The sequence below is a fragment of the Snodgrassella sp. W6238H11 genome (assembly GCF_016100525.1).
GTDB classification, from domain to species: domain Bacteria; phylum Pseudomonadota; class Gammaproteobacteria; order Burkholderiales; family Neisseriaceae; genus Snodgrassella; species Snodgrassella alvi.
The window spans coordinates 601,109-617,041 of record NZ_JACFSH010000001.1; the positions used below are offsets into that span (position 1 = coordinate 601,109).

The following is a 15,933-nucleotide window of genomic DNA, read 5'->3' on the forward strand; positions in this document are numbered from 1 at the left end:
AATGGCAGAGCCTTCACTCAATTTTGTACACAATGGTCTGCGCAGTACCAGTAAACTGGTTGTACTGTCGCTGTTAGCAGTTGTATTGCTGTTGCTTGATAACCGGTATGATGTGGTTAAAATTAGCCGCAATTATATCGGTACGGCATTATATCCGTTACAGTGGCTGGCTATGCAGCCGGTTAATGCTGTATCTAATGGTATGGTGTTTCTCGAAAAGCAGCAGAATCTGAGCGATGAAAACAAATTGTTGAAGGCTCAAAATGCGCAGCTTAAATTACAAATTAGTCAGCGTGACGTACAGTTAAAATCAGTAATCAGTCTTGATCATCTGACTCAGCTTCAGAAAGCAGCATTACCTCAGGCACAGGTTGCACAGATTGTATCAAGTGATACTAATCCGCTGACTGACCGCTTCATTATAGATAAAGGCAGTCATCATCAAATTCGACAGGGTGATGCCGTAAGTGATGAACATGGTCTGATTGGTCAGATTACAGCTGTTCAGCCATTGAGTTCTGAAGTGACACTAATTACCAATAGTAATGCAGTTATTCCGGCGATGGTAATGCGTACTGGAGTACGCACACTGGTTTATGGCCGTTCAGGTAGTTTGGATCTGCGTTACTTTCCGGCTAATGCCAGCCTGTTACGTAATGATTTACTGGTTACTTCAGGCATGGATAGTATTTATCCTGCCGGAATACCTATTGCCACTGTCATACAAGCGCAGAGTGGTAATGGTTCACCCTATTACCGGACACAAATTGAACCTGTAGCGCAACTGCGCAATAGTAATTTTGTGCTGGTTATCCCGCAAAAGCATGCGCAGATAGTTGATCATTATGCTGATGCAACAGCCACTAATACTTTATCCATCAATCATGACTGAAGTTGACAGCTTGCACCGCCATACCAGAAAAAGGCTTATTGTACTAAGCTTAGTAATTGCATTATTTCTGGATCTGATTCCGTTTCCTCAGCCTCTGGCTGGCTGCCTACCTGCATTTACAGCCATGATGACATTGTATTGGAGCTTGCACCGACCACAAAATATCGGTATCGGTATGGCTTTTGTATTAGGACTGCTCTTGGATGTGGGAATTGGTACTCCGTTCGGGCAACATGCATTAGGCTTGATGGCAGCTGTCTATTTGATTGAACAAAACAGGCATCAGATGCTTGGTTATTCTTATGCTTACCAGGCTCTGACTATTTTCGGCAGTCTGATGCTAATGACTCTGATTTTAGTCGTTGTACACTTCTTTTCTACCCATCAGTTTAGTGGCTGGAATCTGTTTGTTTCACCATTTATCAGTGCTCTGCTCTGGCCTCTTTTATCTAAATTCATGCTTTATCTCGCCTATTCAAGACGTCTATGAAAGCACTGCAATTCCGAACTAAAAAAAAGCGTGTATCTAAACCTGCGCAAAATGGCGATCTCGGTTTACGGATTGCAGTAGCCTTTGCTTTGATTATTATTTGTTTTTCTATGCTGATTGCCAGGTTTGTATACTTGCAAGTAATCAAATATGATGAATATGTCATTGCCGCTACTAATAATCGTATCTCATTAATTCCTACACCACCCATTCGTGGAGAAATAGTTGATGTTAATGGCGTGGTACTGGCACATAATTATCCGGCTTATTCTCTTGAGATAACCCCTAATCAGATACCGGGTAAACTCGAAGATACAATTAATGCCTTGCGCAACTATGTGGACATTACCCCCAGCGATATGAAGCGGTTTAATAAATTCCGGGCAGAATACCGTTCTTATGAAAAAGTACCTTTAAAACTTAAGTTAACAATGGAAGAAGCCAGCCGTCTGGCGGCTGAACTTTATCGTTTTCCGGGTGTTGAAATTAATGCGCGAACATTTCGCGATTATCCTTATGGCGAATTACTTGCTCACATCGTAGGCTATATCGGCCGGATCAGCGACCGCGATATGGCAGCTCTCGACAAAGCTGAACTGACAACACTTTATCGTGGTAGCACTCATATAGGAAAAATGGGGCTGGAAGAATACTATGAACGCCAATTACATGGTATTCCGGGTTATCGTGAAGTTGAAAAGGATGCGCAGGGACATATTGTTCGTACTATTAAAACAGTGCCGGCAGTGCCCGGACAAACGCTTCGTCTGGGACTCGATATCCGTGTACAGCAAGAAGCAGACCGGTTGATGGGTGATAAACGTGGTGCTTTAGTTGCTATTAATCCGCAAACGGGTGCGATACTGGCTATGGTATCCAAACCCAGCTATAACCCGAATCTGTTTATTGATGGAATCGATACTGATACGTGGAAAAGTCTGAATGAAGACTGGCGTCACCCGCTTTTAAATCGTGCGACTCAGGGTATGTATCCTCCCGGATCTACATTTAAGCCTTTTCTGGCAATGGCTGCTTTGGAAAGTGGCAAACTGACTCAGAGTACAGTTTTACCTGCTCCGGGGTTTTGGAGTATTCCCGGATCAACCCATCAGTTTAGGGATGCTGCGCGAGGTGGCCATGGATCAGCCAATCTGAATAAAGCTATTCAGGTTTCGTCAGATACATTTTTTTACCGTCTGGGCTATGAAATGGGGGTGGATCGTATGTCACCTTATTTAGCTGAGTTTAATCTTGGTAAGCAGACGGGTATTGATATAAATCATGAATATGCTGGTGTATTGCCAACACGCGCTTGGAAAGAAAAAAGATTTGCCCGCTCTAAACCTCAGGCACGCGTATGGCAGCCGGCTGATAGTGTGAGCATGGCCATCGGTCAGGGCTATAATGCGTATACTCCTCTGCAGATGGCTTTTGCTACAGCAATTCTCAGTAATGATGGTGTGGTTTACCGCCCTCATCTGGTTCAGGCATTACTTGACCATAATTCGAAAAAAATGACTTTAATCGACCCGCAACCAGTTAGAACTGTCCCTTTCAAACGTGGCAATTTTGAATATGTTAAAGATGCTATGCAAAAAGTATTAAAACCGGGTGGTACGGCTGCGGCAGTAGGTTCTGGGCTGGCTTATACTATGGGCGGCAAAACCGGTACTGCTCAGGTCGTACAGATTAAACAAGGTGCACGTTATAATGCGGCAGCATTAAAACTACAGCTGAGAGACCATGCATGGTTTATTGCATTCGCGCCTGCAGATAAGCCACAGATAGCGATTGCAGTTATTCTTGAAAACAATGGTTGGGGTGCTACAGCAGCCCCTCTGGCTCGTCAATTAGCTGATTTTTATCTTTTGAAATTAAAAAATCTCCCTAGTGCAAAAGAAGCAGCTAATTCTGCAGACTTACCGGTGAATGATTTATCCAATAATGCCATGATGGATGCAAAACAACATAATGAGCATAGTCAGACTGACTTACCTCCGTTATTGCGTGCTTATCGTCCTCAGCCAGGCCTGTGAGATAAACAATGATCAATGAACAAAAATGGTTTAAACGTCTCTGGATCAAACTTTGGGCACCTATGGATGTATGGCTTTTTTATGCCATGTTGATTATTTATGTAATGAGTTTGTTTTTGCTCTATTCTGCCGACGGTCAGGATTTTGGTCAGCTTGAAAATAAGACCCTGCATACTATTCTAAGTTTTATCTTACTTTGGGTTATTGCGCGTACTCCTCCTCAGATATTAAGTAATTTTGCTTTACCTGCATATTGTTTGGGGATTTTGCTATTGATTGGGGTACATTTTGCCGGAATTACGGTAAATGGTTCTACACGATGGCTGAATGTTGGTATAGCCCGTATTCAGCCTTCAGAAATTATGAAAATTGCCGTACCGATGCTGATTGCGTGGTACTTTCAGAAAAATGAAAGTAATATTCGCTGGTATCATTATATTATTGCTTTCGTACTGATATTCATTCCGGTAGCACTGATTTTAAAACAGCCGGACTTGGGGACTGCTACTCTGATTATGGCTTCAGGTCTGTTTGTGATATTTTTTGCCGGTTTACCGTGGAAAGTCATCATTTCAGCAATTATTGGTTTCGTTGCCATGCTGCCATTGATCTGGAATTACGGTATGCATGATTATCAGCGTATGCGTGTATTGACTTTACTGGATCCAACTAAAGACCGGCTGGGTGCCGGATACCATATTCTCCAATCTATGACAGCAATTGGTTCTGGCGGAATATGGGGCAAAGGATGGTTAGAAGGTTCGCAAACACATTTAGATTATATTCCTGAATCAACTACAGACTTCATTTTTGCAGTGTTTGGAGAAGAGTTTGGCCTGATAGGAAATATTTTACTGGTAACCGTATATACGTTTATTCTTGTGCGCGGCCTTTATATAACCTTTAAAGCGCCAACCTTATATTGCCGAACCCTGGCTGGAGCATTAACCATGACCCTTTTTTGCTATGCATTTGTAAATATGGGTATGGTTAGCGGGATTTTACCTGTGGTAGGAGTGCCTTTACCATTGGTAAGCTATGGTGGTACAGCTACGTTATCGGTAATGGTAATCTTAGCTATGCTGATGGGTATAAGCAATCAGCGTAAACAATAATATTCTACTTATTTGTTTAAGATAAAAAATATTGTTAGCTTACATGTTATAAATACTACAATAAAAAACGAAACCTTGTTCGAAGGTTTCGTTTTTTATTGTAGTAGATATACTATCTAAATGTCTGCTTCTAAAAATTCTATTTAGGCCTGTGGACTAGTACTTCATCTATCAAACCATATTTTTTAGCTTCTTCAGCTGACATGAAATTATCACGATCGGTATCTTTTTCAATTTGTTCAAGCTTCTGTCCGGTATGACGGGCAAGGTGCTCATTTAACTGTTTTTTCAGTTTAAGTAATTCACGCGCGTGGATTTCGATGTCTGAGGCCTGACCACCTAATCCGCCACTGATAAGCGGCTGGTGAATCATGACGCGGCTATTAGGTAGGGCAAAGCGTTTTCCTTTAGCCCCTGCAGAAAGTAAAAAGGCACCCATACTGGCGGCCTGTCCCAGACACAAAGTTGCTACATCGGGCTTAATAAAATTCATCGTATCAAAAATTGACATGCCCGCTGTAACTGAGCCGCCCGGAGAATTAATGTAAAGAGAAATATCCTTATCAGGATTCTCGCTTTCCAGAAATAATAACTGGGCAACCACCAGATTGGCAGTCTCATCGGTAACGGGCCCTACCATGAAAATAATGCGCTCTTTAAGCAGGCGTGAATAAATGTCGTATGCACGTTCTCCGCGGCCGCTCTGTTCTACTACCATAGGTACCAGACCCAGATTTTCAATATGTGACATATTTTTTCCTCAGTTGAAATAAAAGCACCTAAGCAGCTTTACAACCACTTCGGTGCTTGGTCATACAGATTATGTATTTTACATTCAGGCTTGGGCCTGCTGACCCATCACTTCATCAAAAGTCAGTACTTTATCAGTCACTTTTGCTTTGCCTAATACATAATCAACAACATTCTGCTCAATGGCTAAGGAAGTAGGTGCCTGAAGATTTTTTCTGTCGCTGTAGTACCAGTCGATAACTTCCTGCGGATCTTCATAGCTATCAGCAAATTCGTTAATAACGTTACGCACCTGCTCTTCTGATGGCTCAAGCTTTCCTTCACGAACCAATTCACCCATAATCAGGCTGATGGCAACACGACGACTGGCCTGTTCGTTAAACATGTCCAGAGGTAATTCCAGATCTTTCTGATCCATACCTTGAGCAGCAAAATTTTCTTTCATTCTTGCTGCCATGCTTTTAGCTTCTTCTGTAATCAGTGAGGAAGGTACTTCAATCGGTGTTGCAGCCAGTAATGCATTAATTGCACTGTCTTTAGTCATTTCGCTAACGCGACGGTTTACTTCACGGCTGACATTTTTTTTGATTTCAGCACGCATTTTTTCGACATCACCATCTTCAATACCAAGTGACTTGGCAAATTCTTCATTTACTTCGGGCAGAACTGCTTCAGAAACGTTTTTCAGAGTAATAGTGAAATTTGCAGTTTTTCCTGCCAGCTCTTTACTTTGGTAATCTTCCGGAAAAGTAACGGCAACTTCTTTTACATCATCTTCTTTCATGCCAGCAATACCTGCTTCAAAATCCGGCAGCATCTGGCCTTTGCCCAGCATAAACGGATAATTTTCAGCAGTACCGCCAGCAAAGGCTTCACCGTCAATTTTGCCGGCAAAATCAATAATAACCCGATCGCCTTCACGTGCCTCACGTTCAACATGATTAAAACGGGTACGCTGCTGGCGCAGAATATCAACAGTTTTATCTATTTCTGCATCACCGATTTCAGTGCTGAACTTCGTTACTTCCTGATTACTTAAATCACCGACTTTGATTTCTGGAAATTCTTCAAATACTACGGCAATTTTATAAACTTTTTCATCATCCTGATCGGCATCTTCCAAAGCAGTCAGGCTTTTCAGGCCAGCAACTTTTAGTTTTTCAGCTACAATGGTATCTTCAAATGCTTTATGGGTCATTTCGTTCAATACTTCATCACGAATACCATAGCCGTACATAGAGTCGATTATTCTCAGCGGTGCTTTACCGGGACGAAAGCCATCAACACGGGCACGTTTCTGTGCTACTTTCATGCGTGCGTTGACTTTTGCTCTGATGTCTTCCCAGTTCAGAGCCAAAATGATTTTACGCTCTAAATTATCTAATTTTTCTACTGTTACGCTCATCGTAAACCCTTAGATGTCAGTTGATCTGATTTTGGTTTCATTTGTCTTAAGCTACTGCTTTTGGGCTGTACGCACACGGGCATTTACTCATGCAGACAAAAATTAAATGGCAAGTGTACCATAAGCCCTTACAAAAACCTATGTAGTGATAAAAACACTTACTGCTGTTCATGTTTAGTTGTTTTTACAATTTGTTTTCATTATACGCTGCACTTCATGCCAGCAGCCGTCTGCACGCTCTTCAACCACTGCAACCATACCCTGGCGGATTTGCTTAATCTGATTGAAGGTAACTATAGCATTACTACTGATGCGTGCAGGAGACAGAAAAGATAAATGGTCAAGTACATAAAAACGACTATTTTCTGAGCATTTAAATTCATCCCAGTTTTCTACATAATACCCTTGCCAGCTCAAAGAATTTAATGGTGCTGGCAATTGTTGCTGTGGTTCAGGCATAAACAGCATACCGCGAATAATGCTGGCATGTTGCAATTGCTCATGCTCCAAAGATAAATCTTTCAGGATATTTTCAGCAGCAGGCTCCGTGCTTAACCTGAGCTGCTGCTGGATTTTATGCATTTTATTAATAAGCTGGTCAGTCGGATTCAGACCGGTAAAGTTTTCAAGTTGATTTGACCGGCTGCCATAATATTTAGTTGCTAACTCCAGATGGTAAATACTTTCGTTTAACTGTACGATAAAATCGAAAGCCCCCAATGTTTGCTGATTATGCTGAACCTGCACATTATGTGCAATCAGTCTGCTGTGCGGAGCATGTAAAAACCAATACCTGAGTAAACGTTCTGCATAAATGCCCAGGCGGCTCTGATATCCGCCATGTTTTTTCAGAAATAAATACAGGCTTTCAGGCTGCTCATCCAGAGAAAGTAAAAATCGGAATCCTTCATCTCCCAATAGTACTGAAACTGGTATCTCGGCAGATGATATCCATGGAGGTGGTGCCGTTAACAGACTGGCCAGATCGCGTACGATCGTTTTTTTTAAACGCCACCAAATCGGATCTGAAGAATAATTCATACTGGCACCCTTTTCTTTTGCAGACAAATATTTACAATATAATACTAATTTTGATTTTTTTGTAATTGCTGACTAACAGTATTGTAGAATCCGCGCAAGACATCGATATCTTCTGTGCTTAACTGTGCACGGTCGAACATTGCAGCCATGCGTCGCATCAGCCTTTTTTCATTGCGCCGGTTAAAGAAGCCGGCCAAATTCATTACCTGTTGTAAATGTTCTACCATACCGCTTGTTTGCTGATGAGTAGCCAGATTCTGTTCTTGTTTTAGATGTGTCATGCTGATATCAACATGGCTGAACAATTCATAACATATAATTTGCACCGCCTGGGCCAGATTAAGAGAAAAATAATCCGGATTACCATTAATAGTAATCAGACGATTGCAACTTTGAACTTCATCTATACTTAATCCAAAAGTTTCATTTCCAAATACCAGTGCTATTTGCTGACCTGTACCGGCTACCGAAATTAATGAGGGCATGATTTCCCGCGGGGTATGTAGCGGAGCGGACAACTCACGCCGCCGGCTGGTTAAGGCACAAGATAAAGTAGTATCTGCAAGAGCATCATCCAGTGTAGCGACAATCCGTGCATTTTCCAGTACATCACGAGCACCTGAGGCCAGGATAAAGCTTTCTTCAGGTAATACAAATGCAGCTGGATTGGCATAATCGAACTTAGCAGGTTCAGATGTCATCGGTGTTTGCATCAAATTCGGTGCAACAAGAGTAAGTCTGGTTAAACCCATTGTTTTCATGGCTCTTGCTGCAGATCCGATATTGGCAGGATGACTGGTTCGGCTAAGTACAATAGTAATGTTGTTGAGAAAATCCGGTAGAACAGGTTTATTCATATCAGTGATTAATACAGACATCTGCTGAATGCAGAAATTCTGCATATTATAGCAAAATCAGACCCCTCAATCTGCTATGAGAGCATAATTTTGGCAAAAACACTTTTTGTCGTATAATTGGCAATATTCTGTTTATATTGCCGCAGTGTTTCTATGCGGCATTTGTTCTTTAAAATACCCATTGTATATCTGTTTTAGCTTTTAAGCCCTATCTCGAGAATTAGCATGAATCCTATATTAACTACTGCGTGGAAAGCAGCACGCAAAGCCGGCCAAATGATGCATCGCGCCAGCAGCAATTTAAATAACATTAAAATTGATAACAAAGCTGCTAATGATTTTGTTTCAGATGTAGACCGTGAGGCTGAGCATATTATTGTTAACACTATTCAGGAAGTCTATCCTCATCATGCTGTTTTGAGTGAAGAGGTTGGTCATTTAGGTAATACTAATGCGGAATATCAATGGATTATTGATCCGCTGGACGGTACAACCAATTATTTACACGGACATAAACAGTACGCTATTTCTATGGCTTTGCTGCATAAAGGTACTTTAGCCGAAGCACTGGTTTATGCACCGGAACAGAATGATTTATATGTTGCCAGCCGGGGTCAGGGTGCTTTGCTTAATGATAAACGTATTCGGGTTAGCAATCGAAGTGACTTATTGCGCAGCCTGATAGCCACAGGTTTTCCAGTTGTTGACCAAAGCATGATGGATACTTATCTGGCAATTTTAAAAGACGTACTGGCTAAAACAGCCGGTGGTCGCAGAGAAGGTTCTGCTGCTCTGGATTTATGTAATGTTGCCTGCGGCAGAGTTGACGGATATTTTGAGTTTAACCTGAAACCCTGGGATATTGCCGGTGGTGCTCTGATTGTGCAGGAAGCTGGCGGTATTGTTACTGATATGCATGGTGAACAAACTTGGTTGGATAGTGGGGATATTGTTGCTGCAAATCCCAAAATTCTTGCCCAGCTTTTACAAATTATTGCTCCGCATTTAGCTGTATAATGTTTTTATGGCAAATTGCTCCGGTTAAGGTCATTCGGGTACAACAAATTTTATATCTGCTTTTATAAAGATGATAATTATGAAAAAAATTTTGTTTTCGACTTTATTGGCTTCATATGCAGGTTTGGTATTGGCACAAGGTATTGCTGCTAATCATGCATGGGCACGGTTCAGTGTGCCGGGAATGTCTTCCAGTGGTGTATTTATGGATTTGGATAATCATTCAGGTAAAGATGATGTTTTACTGAGTGTATCCAGCCCGGTGGCAATGTCTGGTGAAGTGCATGAAACAACCGATGTAGATGGCGTTATGAAAATGCGCCCTTTACCGCAAGGTCTGCCCTTGCCTGCCGGTAAGGTGACGCAGCTTCAACCGGGAAAAATGCATATTATGTTAATGGGTTTAAAAAAGCCCTTAGTAAAAGGGACAACAATTCCGGTGCGTTTAACTTTTCGTTATGCTAAACCGTTAATGCTTAATGTTCCTGTCAGTGTCGGTTCTTCTGGTTCAGATAATCATCATATGCATCATTAGATTTGCAGCCAGTCTGTTAAACAGGCTGGCATTTATCTTTATCTTACAATCTCTGGTCTTTCAATAGATTCGTTTACTTAATTGACTAAGCTGATTGTTGGCTTCTAATTTAATCAGTAGGATATTTTTATTTTATTGATTGAATTTGTTTTATATAAAAATACATTTTGTTTCTTTGTTCTGATGATAAATCAGAACAAAGTTTTTGAGAATAATCCAATTTTAATTCAATATGATTTCCTTATTGCATTCAGGCAAATTTTGGTTGAAGCTGATCGTATTCAGCTGCCTGAGCATTATCCTTTTTCTGGCCATTGATATAGCCGTTTTGCATTATTTATTTAATGCAGAAGAAATTAATAAACGGGCAAATGCCATGATGGCAAATAGTGGCCATCAGGTTGTTTTTGACCAGGATATAAACCGTGCTATGTTTCCACGCCCGACAGTTACTTTGCACAATGTACGTATTAAAAATAAATTCAGCAAAGCAGACGATATTCATATTGATGATATGAAAATTGGTTTAGGGTGGCAAAGTTTGTTTGGTCGCATGACAATTGAAAAATTACAGCTTACAAATGCACACGTTAATCTTGTTAGAGATAGTCAGGGGCAATGGAATCTGAGCGATTTATGGGAACAACAACATAAAAATAATCAATTGAAAATTAATCGCTTTATTTTGGAAAATGCCAGCCTCCGTATCAATGACGGACAAAATATTCAGAAAATTAATCAGCTAAATTTACAATGGCATAATCTTGGTAATAACAGTTTGCTTAAACTGGATGGGACGCTCAGCGGCCAATACATGCAGACTATGCAATGTCAACTAAGTGCTGTTTACCGTCCTGATGCGGTTATGCAATGGCAGGATGTCAATCTTGAAGTAAAAACTAAACTACCTTCTTTGGGCGATAGTAATGGCCAATGGCATTTTGATGCGCGCTGGCTGCCTCAGCAGCAGCTTTTTCAGACAACTGCTGTCCAATGGCAATGGCACAGTCAGCATAATCAGTTGCATATTTCAGGTAATGGCCAGAACTGGCAACTTGGTTGGGCTAAACTCTTATTACCTCAATTGAACGGTGTGGCTACAGCACAAATTGGTGATAATGAGATTAATGCAACTTTATCAGCCAGTAATACTAGCTGGATACAGAATCAATGGTCTTTATCACAATTTCAGATTGATAGCGGCTGGCAAAGTCATTTATATCAAACTGCTTTAACCGTGAGTGGTCAGTTAAACTGGCTGGATATGCGACATTGGAAAATTAGTAATTTATCGGTTAACAGCCATCAGGATGCTGTTAATGCTCTGCCCAATTCGCGGTTTATCAGTGATCTAACTGGCAGCCTTCATGGAGATGACAACGGAAATGCACAGTTAGTATTACAAGGTCTATTCGATAATCAGCCTGTGGATATTAATTTAAATTACCAAAGTGATAAAAATTCAGGAAAAGTGAATGGAAATATTCATCTTGTTCAGCTAAATCTGCGCCCGTATACAGATAATACTACCGGTATACTTCCGTCTGACTGGCAAAAGTTGTGGCAAAACTGGTTTAAGAACCGTTCTGTTAATACCCTGCTTAATATTGATTCTTTGCAGACGCATAAAGTGCAGCTGAATCAGCTGAAAACCAATCTTTCAATCGATGCGCATAATTTTACACTGCAACCATTCAGTATTCAGATGTATGGCGGAAACACTCAGGGAATGTTACAGATTAGTAATGCCAATCCTTTGAGCTGGAAAATTCAGCAACATGTAAATAATGTGCAGATTAAATCTTTTCTTCAGGATACATTTGGCTGGCATAACCTTGATGGAACTGCAGATGCCGATTTTGAGTTACATGGTAATGGAATTAACCGTAATCAATGGCTGTCGACTCTGACTGGTAATGCTAAATTACAAATCCATCAGGGTTTCTGGAATGGGATCGATATCAATAATATTCTGCAAAACGGTGAAAATCAGACTACCGTTGCTTACAATGAAACCAGCCAAACACCATTCCGTATTATTAAGCTGTTTATTCCGGTAGAGAAGGGTAATAGTAAAAACGGACGAATAGAATTGCATGCTGATAACTTTGATATTAAAGGTGTGGGTAGTGTTAAATGGTTACAGCAGCAAATGGATTATAATGTGCTGATTGCTACCCGGCGTGCCCAGCAGCAAAATTTACTGCCATTACGCATTAATGGCACTTTTAGCCGCCCTTCCTTTACTATTGATTATCAGAAACTGACTGCTGGTTTACACACTTCACAACAAAAACAGGACAGTTTGCGGCAAACATTACAGCAGCAATGGTTATGGCTTAATCAGGGAGCCAGTTCTTCTTCTGAAACTCATACCTCTGCTCGTCAGCCATGAGCGTTTATACTTTCCACGGGTGGCCGAAGCCAGATGAACTGGCTGAGAAGATTGGTAGTGATGAGCAGGCAGAAATCATAATAATTGCACAAAACTGGCCAGAATCTTTAACTGCACAATCACATGCCGGCCAGATTATTGTACAGCTCTGGGTTGAAGCCAGGATATTCTGGCAGCACCAGCCGGTATTTAGTTATCCATTTCGTCATGCAGGAAAATTTACTTTTATTCAGCCGCATGTATATGAACAATGGGTTCAGTTTAATCCCGGTATAGTCTGTACAAGTACGACGCCCGTTTATTCTGAATTCAGATATAAACCATGGCTTACCTTGCCGGATTTATTACCGGTTAAATCCGTTGTGGTGATTGGCGCAGGTATTGCCGGCGCTGCCACTGCCTTTGCTCTGGCAAAGCGTGGTATAGCAGTAACAGTTATAGAACAGCATACAATTGCCAGCGCAGCCTCAGGCAACCATCTTGGTCTGTTATACGCAAAAATTTCTGCCCATGCTACGGTTCAGACTGAGCTACTACTAGCTGGCTATGGCTACAGCCGGGCACTGCTCAGCAACTGTTTGCCTGCCGGTCAGGGTTGGCTGGATTGTGGTGTTATCCATCTGAATTACAATTCAAAAGAACAGCAACGTAATATGCTGTTGGCTAATCAAAATCCGCAAAGTAAATTATTTCATGCTGTTACACAGGAAGAAGCCAGTCAGATTGCCGGTATAGATTTGCCGCATAGTGGTTTATGGTGGCCTTATGGCGCAGCAATTAATCCTCTCAGCTGGATTCAGAATATGCTCAGGCACCCGCTGATTCAGGTATTAACAACAACGAAAGTAAATGCCATTTGCCGGCAAAAGGATTTATGGCAGATAGATTGTCAGAATCAGCTTGAGGTATTTTCACTTAATGCATCACATATTGTCATTTGTGCCGGAGCCGAAAGTAATTTTTTGTATCCGGTAGCCGGATGGCCATTTCATAAAATACGCGGTCAGACGACTACAGCCAGTATAAAACAGGAGGCTGTGCAGCCACACTGCGCATTGAGTGCAAATAGTTATATTACCCCGCAATGGCGTGATAAATTGTGTTTTGGCGCTACTTTTCATCCCAATCAAACCAATGATGATTTAACCAGTGAAGACGAAAAAGAAAACTGGCAGCAATTACGCCAATGGATGCCGCATCTTGCAGCAAACTTAGATTCTGATAGCCATTTGCGGGGACATGCAGCCATACGCTGTGATGCTTATGATCATTTACCGGTTGCCGGACCAATTGGCGATACATCTGCTATGTTCAAGTATTATGCGCAGTTACGTATGGATAAAAACTACCCGCTTACCCAGCCCTGTCCATGGCTGCCGGGAGCATTTATCAATACCGCTCATGGCAGCCGTGGATTGATTACTGCTCCGCTATGCGCTGAAGCTATAGCTGCATCTATTCTTGGTTTGCCCTCTCCTTTATCGGTACGCTTACAACAGGCTTTACATCCTAATCGTTTACCCATCAGGATGCTAACTCATCACCAATCATTCACATTTGCTAAACAGACTAAGTAACATTTTGCATATATATAATGTTATAGGGTATCATTTATGTAATGTTATATAGTAACATTCTTGATTAATATTGGTTATTAAAGGCTCAGTATGTTTTCACTCTTGCTTTGCGGAGCAATAAAACGTCTGTCATGGGTAAGCCTGATTCTGGTTTTTCTCTGGTTAATGTATGCATGGGCGGTGTGCGGATCATGAGTATTCAGCTTGAAAATGTTACTGTGAGCTACAGACATCGCCCTGCTATTCATCATATCAATATTGATTTTAATATGAATGAGATGTGGGCTATATTTGGTCCGAACGGAGCGGGTAAATCAACTTTGCTTAAAGCCATTATGCATCTTGTTCGCCCTGATAGCGGGCAAATCAGCTGGGGAAAATTGCAGCGCTCCGATATTGCTTATCTGCCTCAGCAGTCGGATATTGATCGTAGCCAGCCGATGAGTGTATTTGAACTGGTAGCAATGGGTTTATGGTATGAAACCGGTTTTTTTGCCAGTATATCTAAAGCCATGTATCAGCGAATTTTTAATGTCCTTAATCAGGTAGGGATGTTGCAATATAAAGACCGCAGTATTGCCCAGCTTTCCAACGGCCAGTTTCAACGCATATTGCTGGCGCGTATGCTGATTCAGAATGCAAGCGTATTATTACTGGATGAACCATTTAATGCTGTCGATGCGTCAACCACATTTGCTTTACTGGATATACTCAAGACATATCAGCAGCAACAAAAATGTACTGTTATTACCGTTTTGCACGATTATGAACAAGTACAAGCCTATTTTCCCAATACGCTATTAATTGCCCGTGAAAAAATTGCATCAGGTAAAACAGATAAAGTCATAACAGAAAATAATCTGCAAAAGGCGGCGGCAGCTATGCAGCAATATGAACAAAACCAGTGGTGTGACAGGTAAAACTGATGAATATTGTCCATTTACTTACAGAACCTTTTGCTGATTACGATTTTATGCGTTATGCACTCTGCTCTATTGTTTTTCTTGCTTTAGGGACGGCACCGGTAGGGGTTTTTCTGATGATGCGCCGCATGAGTTTGGTTGGTGATGCTTTAGGCCATGCAATTTTACCGGGTGCTGCGGCTGGTTATATGATTGCCGGTCTCAGTCTGCCCGCAATGAGTTTAGGCGGCTTTATTGCCGGTTTACTGATGGCATTACTGGCCGGTCTGGCCAGCCGCTTTGCCGATGTACGTGAAGATGCCAGCTTTGCTGCTTTTTTTCTTACCTGTCTGGCTTTAGGCGTGGTATTGGTCAGTCGTGGCGGTAATAGCGTCGATTTACTGAATTTATTATTCGGCTCAATTTTATCGGTTGATCGCGCAGCCTTAACTTTGGTTGCGGTAGTCAGCAGTATAACCATGCTGGTACTGGCTGTTATTTACCGGCCGCTGATGCTGGAAAGTATCGATCCGCTGTTTTTGCGTGCCGTAAACGGAAAAGGGACACTCTGGCATATTATCTTTTTAATACTTGTCGTTTTGAATCTGGTAGCTGGTTTTCAGGCATTAGGCACCCTGATGTCTGTAGGCTTGATGATGTTACCGGCTATCAGCGCAAGGCTATGGCATAAAACAATGGGCGGTATGATGACGATTGCTGCCGGTATTGCCATAGTATGCGGATTTATCGGATTACTGCTTTCTTACTATATAGATCTGCCTTCAGGTCCGGCAATTATTTTGTGCTGTGGTTTTGTTTATATTCTGTCTTTATTTATTGGTTGTGAAAACGGTATTTTATGGCGGTTATATAAACGTCACCGTCATCATATTGCCTGAAAAATTTTCAGTAAACTCATTC

Annotated in this window: 14 protein-coding genes; 10 read left to right on the forward strand and 4 right to left on the reverse strand. The window is 41.5% G+C overall.

The window, feature by feature from the left end; all coding sequences use genetic code 11:
* Nucleotide 1: 1 nt before the first annotated feature.
* Genes mreC through rodA form a run of 4 tightly spaced genes read left to right on the forward strand, consistent with a single transcriptional unit; the run spans nucleotide 2 to nucleotide 4,533 of the window.
* Nucleotides 2-892 (forward strand): rod shape-determining protein MreC, encoded by an 891-nt coding sequence (gene mreC, locus H3V00_RS02690; protein WP_025330700.1) that lies wholly within the window; start codon nucleotides 2-4, stop codon nucleotides 890-892.
* Nucleotides 885-1,382, forward strand: a complete 498-nt coding sequence (mreD, locus tag H3V00_RS02695) for a rod shape-determining protein MreD (RefSeq protein WP_025330701.1) — start codon at nucleotides 885-887, stop codon at nucleotides 1,380-1,382. Before mreC ends, mreD begins: the two co-directional genes overlap by 8 nt.
* Nucleotides 1,379-3,418: a penicillin-binding protein 2 gene (mrdA, locus tag H3V00_RS02700; protein ID WP_025330702.1), complete on the forward strand. Its 2,040-nt coding sequence runs from the start codon at nucleotides 1,379-1,381 to the stop codon at nucleotides 3,416-3,418. Before mreD ends, mrdA begins: the two co-directional genes overlap by 4 nt.
* 8 nt (nucleotides 3,419-3,426) lie before the next feature.
* Entirely contained in the window at nucleotides 3,427-4,533 is a 1,107-nt protein-coding gene (gene rodA, locus H3V00_RS02705) for a rod shape-determining protein RodA (protein WP_025330703.1), read from the forward strand.
* A gap of 139 nt (nucleotides 4,534-4,672) precedes the next feature.
* Here rodA and clpP read toward each other — a convergent pair whose 3' ends face one another.
* The 4 genes from clpP to H3V00_RS02725 form a co-directional block, all read right to left on the reverse strand.
* Nucleotides 4,673-5,284, reverse strand: coding sequence for an ATP-dependent Clp endopeptidase proteolytic subunit ClpP (gene clpP / locus H3V00_RS02710; RefSeq protein ID WP_025330704.1), 612 nt, complete (start codon nucleotides 5,282-5,284; stop codon nucleotides 4,673-4,675).
* An 84-nt stretch (nucleotides 5,285-5,368) separates the two neighbouring features.
* Nucleotides 5,369-6,688 (reverse strand): trigger factor, encoded by a 1,320-nt coding sequence (tig, locus tag H3V00_RS02715; RefSeq protein WP_198206506.1) that lies wholly within the window; start codon nucleotides 6,686-6,688, stop codon nucleotides 5,369-5,371.
* Nucleotides 6,689-6,862: 174 nt separating this feature from the next.
* Nucleotides 6,863-7,729: a DUF1853 family protein gene (locus H3V00_RS02720; protein ID WP_025330706.1), complete on the reverse strand. Its 867-nt coding sequence runs from the start codon at nucleotides 7,727-7,729 to the stop codon at nucleotides 6,863-6,865.
* Nucleotides 7,730-7,773: 44 nt separating this feature from the next.
* Nucleotides 7,774-8,607, reverse strand: a complete 834-nt coding sequence (locus H3V00_RS02725) for an RNA methyltransferase (RefSeq protein ID WP_232335890.1) — start codon at nucleotides 8,605-8,607, stop codon at nucleotides 7,774-7,776.
* Nucleotides 8,608-8,811: 204 nt separating this feature from the next.
* Between H3V00_RS02725 and H3V00_RS02730 the strand changes: the two genes are divergently transcribed.
* The 6 genes from H3V00_RS02730 (at nucleotide 8,812) to H3V00_RS02755 (ending at nucleotide 15,911) form a co-directional block, all read left to right on the forward strand.
* Nucleotides 8,812-9,603: an inositol monophosphatase family protein gene (locus H3V00_RS02730; RefSeq protein ID WP_198206504.1), complete on the forward strand. Its 792-nt coding sequence runs from the start codon at nucleotides 8,812-8,814 to the stop codon at nucleotides 9,601-9,603.
* 79 nt (nucleotides 9,604-9,682) lie between these two features.
* Entirely contained in the window at nucleotides 9,683-10,138 is a 456-nt protein-coding gene (locus H3V00_RS02735; RefSeq protein WP_198206502.1) for a copper chaperone PCu(A)C, read from the forward strand.
* Nucleotides 10,139-10,403: 265 nt separating this feature from the next.
* Entirely contained in the window at nucleotides 10,404-12,533 is a 2,130-nt protein-coding gene (locus tag H3V00_RS02740; RefSeq protein ID WP_198206500.1) for an AsmA family protein, read from the forward strand.
* Nucleotides 12,530-14,110, forward strand: coding sequence for an FAD-dependent 5-carboxymethylaminomethyl-2-thiouridine(34) oxidoreductase MnmC (mnmC, locus tag H3V00_RS02745; RefSeq protein WP_198206498.1), 1,581 nt, complete (start codon nucleotides 12,530-12,532; stop codon nucleotides 14,108-14,110). Before H3V00_RS02740 ends, mnmC begins: the two co-directional genes overlap by 4 nt.
* Nucleotides 14,111-14,301: 191 nt before the next feature.
* Nucleotides 14,302-15,030: a metal ABC transporter ATP-binding protein gene (locus tag H3V00_RS02750; RefSeq protein ID WP_084565713.1), complete on the forward strand. Its 729-nt coding sequence runs from the start codon at nucleotides 14,302-14,304 to the stop codon at nucleotides 15,028-15,030.
* Between the two features lie 5 nt (nucleotides 15,031-15,035).
* Entirely contained in the window at nucleotides 15,036-15,911 is an 876-nt protein-coding gene (locus H3V00_RS02755) for a metal ABC transporter permease (protein WP_078475598.1), read from the forward strand.
* Nucleotides 15,912-15,933: the final 22 nt, after the last annotated feature.

Excerpts from the sequence above, each read along its gene's own strand:
- clpP (WP_025330704.1), bottom strand. The coding sequence starts at position 5,284 with ATGTCACATATTGAAAATCTGGGTCTGGTACCTATGGTAGTAGAACAG.
- H3V00_RS02730 (WP_198206504.1), top strand. The coding sequence starts at position 8,812 with ATGAATCCTATATTAACTACTGCGTGGAAAGCAGCACGCAAAGCCGGC.
- mreD (WP_025330701.1), top strand. The coding sequence starts at position 885 with ATGACTGAAGTTGACAGCTTGCACCGCCATACCAGAAAAAGGCTTATT.
- mreC (WP_025330700.1), top strand. The coding sequence starts at position 2 with ATGGCAGAGCCTTCACTCAATTTTGTACACAATGGTCTGCGCAGTACC.
- mrdA (WP_025330702.1), top strand. The coding sequence starts at position 1,379 with ATGAAAGCACTGCAATTCCGAACTAAAAAAAAGCGTGTATCTAAACCT.
- tig (WP_198206506.1), bottom strand. The coding sequence starts at position 6,688 with ATGAGCGTAACAGTAGAAAAATTAGATAATTTAGAGCGTAAAATCATT.
- H3V00_RS02750 (WP_084565713.1), top strand. The coding sequence starts at position 14,302 with ATGAGTATTCAGCTTGAAAATGTTACTGTGAGCTACAGACATCGCCCT.
- H3V00_RS02720 (WP_025330706.1), bottom strand. The coding sequence starts at position 7,729 with ATGAATTATTCTTCAGATCCGATTTGGTGGCGTTTAAAAAAAACGATC.
- rodA (WP_025330703.1), top strand. The coding sequence starts at position 3,427 with ATGATCAATGAACAAAAATGGTTTAAACGTCTCTGGATCAAACTTTGG.
- mnmC (WP_198206498.1), top strand. The coding sequence starts at position 12,530 with ATGAGCGTTTATACTTTCCACGGGTGGCCGAAGCCAGATGAACTGGCT.
- H3V00_RS02755 (WP_078475598.1), top strand. The coding sequence starts at position 15,036 with ATGAATATTGTCCATTTACTTACAGAACCTTTTGCTGATTACGATTTT.
- H3V00_RS02725 (WP_232335890.1), bottom strand. The coding sequence starts at position 8,607 with ATGTCTGTATTAATCACTGATATGAATAAACCTGTTCTACCGGATTTT.
- H3V00_RS02735 (WP_198206502.1), top strand. The coding sequence starts at position 9,683 with ATGAAAAAAATTTTGTTTTCGACTTTATTGGCTTCATATGCAGGTTTG.